At 66.1% G+C, this 6705-nt stretch carries 6 protein-coding genes; all 6 read left to right on the top strand.

Going from position 1 to position 6705, the window contains the following annotated elements:
• The first annotated feature begins 44 nt into the window (after positions 1 to 44).
• Complete coding sequence (locus ACIQ67_RS18660) at positions 45 to 968, top strand: amino acid ABC transporter substrate-binding protein (RefSeq protein ID WP_397535880.1); 924 nt, start codon at positions 45 to 47, stop codon at positions 966 to 968.
• A gap of 143 nt (positions 969 to 1111) precedes the next feature.
• On the top strand, positions 1112 to 1801 hold the full coding sequence (locus tag ACIQ67_RS18655) for an amino acid ABC transporter permease (protein WP_397535881.1): 690 nt from the start codon (positions 1112 to 1114) through the stop codon (positions 1799 to 1801).
• Positions 1801 to 2475, top strand: a complete 675-nt coding sequence (locus tag ACIQ67_RS18650) for an amino acid ABC transporter permease (protein ID WP_397535879.1) — start codon at positions 1801 to 1803, stop codon at positions 2473 to 2475. Before ACIQ67_RS18655 ends, ACIQ67_RS18650 begins: the two co-directional genes overlap by 1 nt.
• A 10-nt stretch (positions 2476 to 2485) precedes the next feature.
• Positions 2486 to 3220, top strand: coding sequence for an amino acid ABC transporter ATP-binding protein (locus ACIQ67_RS18645; RefSeq protein ID WP_397535878.1), 735 nt, complete (start codon positions 2486 to 2488; stop codon positions 3218 to 3220).
• Positions 3221 to 3231: 11 nt separating this feature from the next.
• Positions 3232 to 5172 (top strand): ATP-binding protein, encoded by a 1941-nt coding sequence (locus ACIQ67_RS18640; RefSeq protein ID WP_397535877.1) that lies wholly within the window; start codon positions 3232 to 3234, stop codon positions 5170 to 5172.
• Positions 5169 to 6524 (top strand): sigma-54-dependent transcriptional regulator, encoded by a 1356-nt coding sequence (locus ACIQ67_RS18635; protein WP_397535876.1) that lies wholly within the window; start codon positions 5169 to 5171, stop codon positions 6522 to 6524. Before ACIQ67_RS18640 ends, ACIQ67_RS18635 begins: the two co-directional genes overlap by 4 nt.
• Positions 6525 to 6705: the final 181 nt, after the last annotated feature.

The raw sequence follows: 6705 nt of genomic DNA, 5'->3' as shown, positions 1-6705 counted from the left end.
GCCACCCGGCCGGACATCACCACCCTCCCCATCCAGGAGTTCTCATGTCCCAGAAGTCTGTTGTGTTCCAACGTACCACCACCGCTGCAGCCCTGCTGCTGGCCGGCCTGCTGGCCACCGGCGCGGCCCACGCCGACACGCTGAAGAAGATCAAGGACAGCGGCTCGGTCACGATGGGCGTGCGCGAATCCTCCGGCGCCCTGTCCTACACGCTGGGTGACGGCAAGTACACCGGCTACCACGTTGAGATCTGCGAGCGCGTGCTGTCCGACGTGCGCAAGCAACTGGGCCTGAGCAGCCTGTCGGTGAAGTACCAGCCGGTGACCTCGCAAAACCGCATCCCGCTGGTCGAGAACGGCACGGTCGACATCGAGTGCGGCTCCACCACCAACAACGCCGCCCGCCAGAAGCAGGTCGCTTTCGCGGTAACCACTTTCGTCGAGGAAGTGCGCATCGCCGTCAAGGCCAACTCGGGCATCACCTCGATCAACCAGCTGGCTGGCAAGAACGTGGCCACCACCACCGGCACAACCTCGGTGCAGACCCTGCGCCGCCATGAGCGCGCCAACGGCGTGGACTTCAAGGAAGTGTTCGGCAAGGATCACGCCGACAGCTTCTTGCTGCTGGAATCGGGCCGCGCTGACGCCTTCGTGATGGACGGCTCGCTGCTGGCCGGCCTGATCGCGAAGAGCAAGAACCCGGCGGAATTCCGGATCGTCGGCGAAGTGCTGTCGGTCGAGCCGATCGCCATCATGATGCGCAAGGACGACCCAGCCTTCAAGAAGGCCGTGGACGACAGCATCAGCGCGATGATCAAGTCCGGCGACGTGGCCAAGCTCTACGACAAGTGGCTGCTGCAGCCCATCCCCCCGGCCAACACCAAGGTCGGCCTGGCAATGAGCGACAACCTGAAGGCAGCGCTGGCCAGCCCGAACGACAAGCCGGCTGAAGACTACGCCAAGAAGTAATCGCTTCCGCGTGACCCCCTCGGGCCTGCCGCGCTGCGGTTGCGGCAGGCCCCTGTAGTTTCGAATTTCAAGAAATTCTGGAGGCGCCTGTGGCGAGCTGGGATTGGCAGGTGTTCTGCAAGAACACCATCGATGGCGAGGTGATGCCGCGCTGCTTCGGCAGCGGCGGTGACATCACCTATCTGGACTGGATGATCTCAGCCTGGGGCTGGACGCTCAGTGTCGCGCTGCTGGCGCTGGTGGTGGCCCTGCTGGTGGGTTCGCTGGTCGGCATTCTGCGCACCGTGCCCAACAAATGGCTGGCCGGCTTCGGCGAAGCCTGGACCGAGCTGTTCCGCAACATCCCGCTGCTGGTGCAGATCGTGCTGTGGTACCACGTGATCCCCGCCATGGTGCCCGTGCTCAAGACCGTTCCCAGCTTCGTGCTGGTGGTGCTGGCGCTGGGCTTCTTCACCTCGGCGCGCATCTCCGAGCAGGTCAAGGCCGGCATCAACAGCCTGCCCAAGGGCCAGCGCTACGCCGGCCTGGCGATGGGCTTCACGCTGCCGCAGACCTACCGCTTCGTGCTGCTGCCGATGGCCTTCCGCATCGTCATCCCGCCGCTCACCAGCGAAAGCATGAACATCATCAAGAACAGCTCGGTGGCCTTTGCCGTCTCGGTGGCTGAGCTGACCATGTTCGCGATGCAGGCGCAGGAGGAAACCTCGCGCGGCATCGAGATCTATCTGGCGGTCACCGGCCTGTACTTCATCTCGGCCTTCAGCGTGAACCGCATCGCCCTGTTCATTGAACAGCGCGTGCGCGTGCCGGGCCTGATCGGTGGAGCCAAGTGATGCAAAGCCTCTCTCTCGACTTTTCTTTCCTGAGCTGGGATGTCCTCACCGGCTTCGTCGCCAAGGGCCTGATCTTCTCGATCCAGCTGACGCTGATCGCGATGATCGGCGGCATCCTGCTGGGCACCGTGCTGGCGCTGATGCGCCTCTCAGGCAAGAAGTGGCTGGAAGTGCCGGCGGCCTTCTACGTCAACACGCTGCGCTCCATCCCGCTGGTGATGGTGATCCTGTGGTTCTTCCTGCTGATCCCGCTGATGACCGGCAAGCCCATGGGCGCCGAGCTGTCGGCCATCATCACCTTCACAGTGTTCGAGGCCGCCTACTACTCGGAGATCATGCGCGCCGGCATCCAGAGCGTGCCCAAGGGCCAGGTGCATGCTGGCTATGCGGTGGGCATGACCTACGGCCAGACCATGCAGTTGGTGGTGCTGCCGCAGGCCTTCCGCAACATGCTGCCGGTGCTGCTGACGCAGACCATCATCCTGTTCCAGGACACCTCGCTGGTCTATGCCATCGGCGCTTATGACCTGCTCAAGGGCTTCGAAGTGGCCGGCAAGAACTTCAACCGCCCGGTGGAAACCTATCTGGTCGCCACCGCCGTCTATTTCGTGATCTGCTTCGGCCTCTCAATGTTGGTGCGCCGCCTGCAGAAACGCATTGCGATCATCCGCTGAGGCCTGAGAAATGATTGAAATCAACAACGTCTCCAAGTGGTACGGCCAGTTCCAGGTGCTGACCGCCTGCACCACCGAAATCAAGAAGGGCGAAGTGGTGGTCGTCTGCGGCCCCTCGGGCTCGGGCAAGTCCACGCTGATCAAGACCGTCAACGCGCTGGAGCCTTTCCAGAAGGGCGACATCAAGGTCGACGGCATCAGCCTCACCGACCCCAAGACCAATCTGCCCAAGCTGCGTTCGCGCGTGGGCATGGTGTTCCAGCACTTCGAGCTGTTCCCGCATCTGTCGGTCACCGAGAACCTGACCATCGCGCAAATCAAGGTGCTGGGCCGCAAGCCCGACGAGGCCAAGGTCCGCGGTCTGAAGATGCTGGAGCGCGTGGGCCTGTCGGCGCACAAGGACAAGTTCCCCGGCCAGCTTTCCGGCGGTCAGCAGCAGCGTGTGGCGATTGCGCGTGCGCTGTCGATGGATCCGATCGTGATGCTGTTCGACGAGCCCACCTCGGCGCTCGACCCCGAGATGGTCGGCGAGGTGCTGGATGTGATGGTGGGCCTGGCCAACGAGGGCATGACCATGATGTGCGTCACCCACGAGATGGGCTTTGCCAAGAAGGTCAGCGACCGCGTGATCTTCATGGACGCTGGCAAAATCGTCGAGGACTGCCGCAAGGACGAGTTCTTCGGCAACCCTGACGCCCGCTCGCCGCGCGCCAAGGACTTCCTGTCCAAGATCCTCCAGCACTGACCGATCCCTTCTTGACGCCCAGCACCACCGGCCTTCGCAGCATGTCCTGGTCGGCGCGCCCGCGCGGCGCGCTGCGCACGCTGGCGCAGGCCATGCTGGCGCTGGTGCTGGTGCTGCTGGCCGGCTGGCTGGGCTTCTCGGCCAGCGTGCAGCGCGGCACCGAGTCGCTGCGCCAGGAGGCCAACCACCAGCTGGAGCTGTTCGGCGCCGCGGCCGAAGGCATCATCAAGCGCCTGGAGCATGCGCCCGCCACGGTGCAGCTGAACCAGGATGTGCTGGCCCTGCTGCGCCAACCGCAGTCCGCCGCCCGGGTGGACAGCGCCAACCTCTATCTGCGCCGCCTCAACGCGCATCTGGGCAGCCTGTCGGTGTTCGTGCTGAACGAGCGCGGCACCGTGCTGGCCTCCAGCGATGCCACGATGGCGGGCGAGGATCAGGCCTTCCGGCCCTACTTCCTTGAAGCGCTGTCGGGCCGCGTCGGCCGGCATTTCGCGATCGACACGCGCAACCAGCAGCCGGGTTACTACGTCTCGCATCCCATCCACGACGGCGCCCGCGTGGCCGGCGTGGCCGCCATCAAGATCAGCCTGGAAGCCATCAACGAAGCCTGGCCCAGCCTGGGCTCGCCGGCGCTGCTGGCCGATTCCAACCAGGTGGTGATCCTGTCCTCCGAGCCCGGCTGGCGCTACACCGCGCTGGCCGAGCTGAGCGTGAGCCAGCGCGTCGACCTGCAGCTCAGCCGCCTGTATGGCGAGCAGCGCCTGCCGCGCTTTCCGCTCAAGGTGGACCTGCGCATTGACGAGAACAGCCAGGTGGTGGAAGGCCTGGTGCCGCATGACCCCGACGCCGACGCTGGCCTGCCGCTTCCGGCCAGCCGCGGCCTGCTGGTGCAGGGCCGCACGCTCAACGGCATGGACTGGCGGCTGCTGATGTTCTCCGACCTGCAGCCGGTGCGGCGCGAAGCGGTGATGCACAGCCTGCTGGCCGCACTGGCCGCAGGCACCCTGCTGCTGCTGGCGCTGATCGCGCTGCAGCGCCGCCGCCTGGTGCGCCAGAAGCTGCAGGCGCAGCGCTGGCTGCAGAAGGCCAATACCGAACTGGAGCACACGGTGCAGCGCCGCACCAGCGCACTGACCGAAGCCAACCTGCGCCTCAAGCGCGAGGTGGCCGAGCGCCAGCAAGCCGAGACCACGCTGCGCCAGGCGCAGGACGAACTGGTGCACGCCGGCAAGATGGCCGCCCTGGGCCAGCTGGCCACCGGCATCACGCATGAGCTGACCCAGCCGCTGGGGGCGATTCGCACGCTGTCAGGTAATGCGCTGGAGTTCATGAAGCGCGGCAAGCTCGACACGGTGCAGAGCAATCTGCAGATCCTGACCCGGCTTGCCGACCAGATGGGCGGCATCATCGAGCCGCTGAAGGGCTTTGCGCGCAAGAGCAAGGCGCAGCCGGTGCGCTGCGATGTGGCCGTCGCCATCAACAATGCGCTGTTCCTGTACGACCAGCGCCTGCGCAACGAGGGCGTGCAGCTGCACAAGGACTGCACACCGGGCGCGGTGCAAGCCTGGTGCGACCCCAACCGGCTGGAGCAGGTGCTGATCAACCTGATTGGCAACGCGCTGGATGCCATGCGCGAGGCCGGCGTGGCGCAGCGCCAGCTGTGGGTGAGCGCCTGCAATGAGGCGACCGATCAAGCGCCGGATCGCGTGCTGATTGAAGTGCGCGACAGCGGCGCCGGCCTGGCCGAGGATGTGCGCGCGCGCCTGTTCGAGCCCTTCTTCACCACCAAGGATGCCGGCGTCGGCCTGGGCCTGGGGCTGGCCATCTCGCGCGACATCGTGCGCGAGGCAGGCGGCGAGCTGGAAGCCGACAATCACCCCGAAGGCGGCGCCTGCTTCAAGCTGCGCCTGCCCACTGCCCCCGACAGCGCCACCGGCGCGGAAAGCCCATGAGCCAAGAACTGTCCGTCCTGCTGGTCGAAGACGATCTGCACATGCAGCTGGGCTGCGTCCAGGCCTTGCAGCTGGCAGATCTGCGCGTGGACGCGGTCGAATCGGCCGAGGCCGCGCTGGCGCTCATCAAGCCAGGCTTTGCCGGCATCGTCGTCACCGACATGCGCCTGCCGCGCGCCGACGGCATGAGCCTGGTGCGGCGCTGCCATGAGCTGGACCCCGAACTGCCCGTCATCATGATCACCGGCCATGGCGACGTCAGCCTGGCGGTGGAGGCGATGCGCAGCGGCGCCTACGACTTCATCCCCAAGCCTTTCTCCCCCGAACTGCTGGTGGAGGTGGTGCGGCGCGCTCTGGAGAAGCGCCGCCTGACGCTGGAAGTTCTCAGCCTGCGCCAGGCCCTGGCCGCGCGCGCCGGCGTTGCTGGCAAGCTGGTGGGCCGCTCACCGCAGATCGAGGCGGTGCGCCAGCTGGTCACACGCATCGCTGATTCCTCGGTGGATGTGCTGATCCGCGGCGAGACCGGCACCGGCAAGGAGCTGGTGGCGCAGGCCCTGCATGAACTCTCCGGCCGGCGCCAGGCGCCGCTGGTGGCGCTGAACTGTGGCGGCCTGCCCGAGACCCTGCTGGACAGCGAGTTGTTCGGCCACGAGGTGGGCGCCTTCACCGGCGCCAGCAAGCGCCGCATCGGCAAGATCGAACATGCCAACGGCGGCACGCTCTTCCTCGACGAGGTCGAGAGCATGCCTATGGCGGTGCAGATCAAGTTGCTGCGTGTGCTGCAGGAGCGCCAGATTGAGCGCCTGGGCTCCAACCAGCGCATCGCGGTCGACTGCCGCGTGGTGGCCGCCAGCAAGGACGACCTGCTGCAGCGCGCGCAGCAGGGCTCCTTCCGCAGCGACCTCTACTACCGGCTCAATGTGGTGACCATCGACCTGCCGCCGCTGCGCGAACGCCGCGAAGATGTGCCGCTGCTGCTGGAGCACTTCATGCTGCTGGCCGCCAGCCGCTACGGCCTGGCCGTGCCCGAAGTCAGCGCCGCACAGCTGCGCGCGCTGATGTCCCACGCATGGCCCGGCAATGTGCGCGAGCTGCGCAATGTCGCCGACTGCCTGGTGCTGGGCGTGCGCAACGATGTGCTGGGCCTGGCCGAAGCCGCGCCCGCAGCCGCCAGCGAACTCTCGCTGGCCGAGATCGTCGAAGACTTCGAAAAGAGCCTGATCCGCGAAGAACTGCAGCGCCAGGGCGGCAATATCGCCCGCAGCGCGATGGCCCTGCGCACCGCCAAGACTACGCTGGCCGACAAGATCCGCAAGTACCGACTCAACAACGAGAGTGGCGAGGGCGAATGAGCGCGCTCAGGACAGGCGGAAGCGCGACACCAGCTTGACCAGTTCGTGCGACTGCCGGCTCGAACCTGTCAGAAATTTTGTGTGTGAGGCATAGCATGTCGACAAGGAGCATGAATGCCACGCAAGACGAAGACGACCGCCACGGCGGACAAGGCGGACAAGGCGGCGCAGCCGCAATTCT

It is taken from the genome of Roseateles sp. (genome assembly GCF_044373315.1).
GTDB lineage: Bacteria > Pseudomonadota > Gammaproteobacteria > Burkholderiales > Burkholderiaceae_C > JACDQM01.
The sequence above is the reverse complement of the archived record's forward strand: the minus strand, read 5'-3'. Positions and strand labels throughout refer to the sequence as shown.

Bases quoted from the DNA above. Each gene is read 5' to 3' on its own strand.
- ACIQ67_RS18660 (WP_397535880.1), top strand. From the start codon at position 45: ATGTCCCAGAAGTCTGTTGTGTTCCAACGTACCACCACCGCTGCAGCC.
- ACIQ67_RS18655 (WP_397535881.1), top strand. From the start codon at position 1,112: ATGCCGCGCTGCTTCGGCAGCGGCGGTGACATCACCTATCTGGACTGG.
- ACIQ67_RS18650 (WP_397535879.1), top strand. From the start codon at position 1,801: ATGCAAAGCCTCTCTCTCGACTTTTCTTTCCTGAGCTGGGATGTCCTC.
- ACIQ67_RS18645 (WP_397535878.1), top strand. From the start codon at position 2,486: ATGATTGAAATCAACAACGTCTCCAAGTGGTACGGCCAGTTCCAGGTG.
- ACIQ67_RS18635 (WP_397535876.1), top strand. From the start codon at position 5,169: ATGAGCCAAGAACTGTCCGTCCTGCTGGTCGAAGACGATCTGCACATG.